Below are 3723 nucleotides of genomic sequence, written 5' to 3'. Positions count from 1 at the left end.
TCAGTACTGGTATTCCGATTGGTCTTATGATGAATGAATTGATAACAAACAGCATAAAGCATGCATTTCCCGCAGGGAACCCTGGGATCATCGAGGTTGAGATCGGAATGAACGATCAGCAAGGAGTCATCCGGTACCATGATAACGGACGGGGTCTGCCTGAAGGATTTGATCCCAAAGAACAGACAACGCTTGGATTAGAGTTGATCAGAAACCTGACAACACAGATTCAGGGTACTAGTAGGTTTGAATCAGGACCAGGAATGACCTGCATCCTGACCTTCCCGCTTCAGAAGACCAAAGATCATGAAGTACGAGAGGGGTTTTGGGCATGAACCCGGATCACCAGATACTGATTGTTGAGGATGAGATGGTCATCTCCATGGAGCTTGCGCATACCCTTCGAAGACTGGGGTACGGGATCGCTGGACAGGTCACCAGAGGAGAAGATGCGATAGAGATGACCGGAAAGATAAGACCTGACCTTGTCCTCATGGATATCATACTTCAGGGAGAGATTGACGGGATTGAAGCTGCAGACAGAATCAGGGAACTCTATAACATACCGGTTGTATTCCTTACCGCTCACTCAGACGAAGCGACTCTTCAGCGGGCTATTGCGGTTCAGCCATCAGGCTATCTGATAAAACCATTCCGTGACCGGGAGCTGTATTCAACGATTGAACTTTCACTTCATAAATATGATATCCGAAGAAGAATCATGCCCCATGTCCTTCATCACGACCTGGAGTACGGGGTTCCTGATGATATCCCCTGCCTCTTTCTCTCAACAGACTGGATTATCACCGGAGGAACTACCAAAGCCTTTAATATGCTTGGAATGTCGCCCGGCTCACTCATTCAGACCCGTTTTGATCAGCTCATCGATCACACGTCCTGTGGCAGGTCAGTCATCATGCCTGAATCCATTTCAGTTCGCACAGGAAACGGGCTTTGTATTCCCGTCACACTCGGCCTTGGAGCAGTCACCGGGGATGGTGGAACAATCACCGGATACCTTCTGACCCTTACCCGGAGGGATATCCCTGCCTGAAGAAGTAAGAGTTGAAACCGTAAATGAGTGCCCGATTGATGACATCCGTTCCCTCTTTTATGCCGGTGACTGGTGGGAGGAAGAGTGGGATGATGCCATCCTGTGCGGGATAGTCAGAAATAGTTATGCATTTGTTGCAGCAATCGGACCAGATGATCGGTGGATAGGAATGGGTCGGATAATATCGGACGGGATCTCGGATGCATATCTTCAGGATATTGTCGTCCTTCCAGAGTGGCGGAATCAGGGAATCGGTACAGCAATTGTAAAAAAACTCATGACTATCTGTATGCATGCCGGGATTAGCTGGATTGGGGTTATCGCCGCTCCGGAGACTGAATACTTTTACCGCCGGTTCGGGTTTGCAAAGATGAACGGATATACGCCCATGAGGTATGAGGGTCCTGTACAGAGACAGGATGAACATACCCTTTCGTAACGGATCGACATGAGTGAACCGAAACGGCCAATCCTCACTGATGATGGGTATCAGGTATCTGCATCATGCCCGGTTATTATTTCCGCAAGCAGAGCGACCGACATCCCTGCATACTATGCTGACTGGTTCATACACCGGCTGGAAAAAGGTTATGTCCGCTGGATAAACAGGTATCACCCCGCACTTCCCTATTATGTATCATTTGAAGACACCAGGGCGATTGTGTTCTGGAGCAAAAACCCTGCTCCACTGCTCCCGTACCTGCACTATCTGGATACCAGGGGGTATGTGTATTATTTTCAGTTCACCCTTACCGATTATGGATTGGAAGGTCTTGAACCAGGTCTTTCTCCACTCCATGAGAGGGTATCCACGTTTATCAAATTGTCAGAACGGCTGGGCAGGGACCGGGTGATATGGCGGTTTGATCCGATACTGCTTACTCCATCTCTTGATATGCCGACTCTTCTTTCCCGAATCAGGACCATCGGAGATTCGGTATCAGCATACACGAATAAATTTGTCTTCAGTTTTGTCGATACTTCATACGCAAAAGTAAAAAAACAGGCCGCAATCTGGCAGTTCAGGACTTTGAATCAGGAGGAAAGAGCGGAGTTTGTCAGGGGGATTGTCAGGATGAACCAGACCTGGAACCTTTCTCTTGCATCGTGTGCTGACGAGGCTATTTACCATCCGGCGGTTGACCATAATAAGTGTATTGATGATGTTCTCCTTCGCCGGATTGGTCAGCATGATAGTGCCCTGATGCGGTACCTTGATCGCTTTTCAGAAAAGGATCGGGGCCAGCGTCCTGCATGCAGGTGCATAAGGAGCAAGGATATCGGGCAGTATGACACATGCCTGCACGGGTGTGTGTATTGTTATGCAACCGATCATGAGAGGGCACGGATACATGCAGAAAAACATACAGAAAATCCCAGGTCAGATACGATAACCGGTGAGATGGGACCGATGCTCTCTCTGAGGAGGACAGGGAATGATATTCAAACGTATTTATGATACCATATTCTATTTAGGTACAAAGAAGGGAGTTTTTCATGAATTGTGAAATATGTGGAGAAGAGGTATCTGGGGGTTCCGCATTTACCTGTAATTATTGTGGAGGGGTTTTCTGCCCACAACATCGCCTCCCCTTTAATCATGCATGTAAAAATCTTGCCGGATGGAAAAAGTCCGGCATGGCGGGTAAGAAGGGGATCGGACCAGGCGGGCGGATCAGAACATCGGTAAAGGTCCCGTTTTATCAGAAGAAAGAAGTACTCATCGGTGGAGCGGTTCTTATAGCTTTCCTCATCCTTGTCTGGGTGCTTTTTCTCTCTCATTAAAGAATCGCTCTGACAGTGCATTCCCGATTGAGATGAGGTATTCTTTCCCAAAAGGTCCGTCTTCAATTCTGTCGATGAGATTCCAAATGGTGCTCTGCTCCCCTCCCTGCACGAGAGCAACACCCAGAACAACTGCTGCAACCGTATCGGTATCCCCCCCAAGGGATATTGCCTGAGTAAGCAGCCTGCAGGGTTCACATCCGTATTTGGTAAGAAGAAAGATCACTGCTCCAAGAAAAATCCGGGATTCGGTATAGGGAACCCCATATGAGGCATATTCTCCAAAGAGAATCTCCCGCTCCAGGGTCTTTTGTGCGGCACACCGATCACACCAGAGGGCAGTATCAGGTGCGATAGTGTCTACATCACTACGAATACCCCTCCAGAGTTCTTCATACGATCTGGCATAATAAAGTCGTTCATGAACCATCAGAGCGATTGCAACGGTCGCTGCAAGCGCATCAGGATGACCATGGGTGATTGATGCACTTTGCAGAGCAGATTGAATTACCCTGGTCCGGTCAGGAAAAAAACCAAGAGGCAACGCCCGCATTGCAGCACCATTGGTTTTTCTCTCTCTCCGATCGTGGTCAGTAATACTGCCCAGAAATGATTTTGGGTCAGGTGAGGTGAGCATTGCGTATGTCTGCCGGGAATATCCCGGACGGGGATCACGTGCATATACGGCAAGAAATGATTGTGCGAGATTATATGGAGTAATTTCCATCCCCGCAGCCATAACTTCTGCTATGGCAAGAGCCTGCTGGGTATCATCGGTATAGGTACCAGGTGAAAGAGACTCCTTTTGTAATTTCTGTATTGCCTCCTGATATGAAAGGTTTTCAAATGGTGCCCCACAGGCATCTCCGGCTGCCATCCCGAGT

General features: G+C 48.4%; 6 protein-coding genes. 5 read left to right on the top strand and 1 reads right to left on the bottom strand.

The features are described 5' to 3' along the window. The 5 genes from PLA23_RS11380 to PLA23_RS11360 form a co-directional block, all read left to right on the top strand. On the top strand, positions 1–335 hold a 335-nt coding region (locus PLA23_RS11380; protein ID WP_324475261.1), incomplete at its 5' end, for a sensor histidine kinase. Next, on the top strand, positions 332–1054 hold the full coding sequence (locus tag PLA23_RS11375) for a response regulator (RefSeq protein ID WP_324475260.1): 723 nt from the start codon (positions 332–334) through the stop codon (positions 1052–1054). The genes PLA23_RS11380 and PLA23_RS11375, both read left to right, overlap by 4 nt. After that, entirely contained in the window at positions 1041–1493 is a 453-nt protein-coding gene (locus PLA23_RS11370; protein ID WP_324475262.1) for a GNAT family N-acetyltransferase, read from the top strand. Before PLA23_RS11375 ends, PLA23_RS11370 begins: the two co-directional genes overlap by 14 nt. Positions 1494–1502: 9 nt before the next feature. Then, the gene (locus PLA23_RS11365) at positions 1503–2513 is read left to right on the top strand and encodes a DUF1848 domain-containing protein (protein WP_324475259.1); all 1011 of its coding nucleotides are present in this window, start codon (positions 1503–1505) and stop codon (positions 2511–2513) included. A 38-nt stretch (positions 2514–2551) separates the two neighbouring features. Next, a complete protein-coding gene (locus tag PLA23_RS11360) occupies positions 2552–2839 on the top strand; it encodes an AN1-type zinc finger domain-containing protein (RefSeq protein WP_324475258.1) in 288 nt (95 codons plus the stop codon). On the opposite strand, the gene PLA23_RS11355 is transcribed toward PLA23_RS11360, so the two are convergent. After that, on the bottom strand, positions 2805–3723 hold a 919-nt coding region (locus PLA23_RS11355), incomplete at its 5' end, for an ADP-ribosylglycohydrolase family protein (protein WP_324475257.1). The genes PLA23_RS11360 and PLA23_RS11355 overlap by 35 nt on opposite strands.

Origin of the sequence: Methanospirillum sp. (assembly GCF_035406105.1) — an archaeon.
In the GTDB taxonomy this organism is placed as follows: Archaea; Halobacteriota; Methanomicrobia; order Methanomicrobiales; family Methanospirillaceae; genus Methanospirillum.
This window is presented reverse-complemented; position numbering and strand designations above follow the sequence as displayed.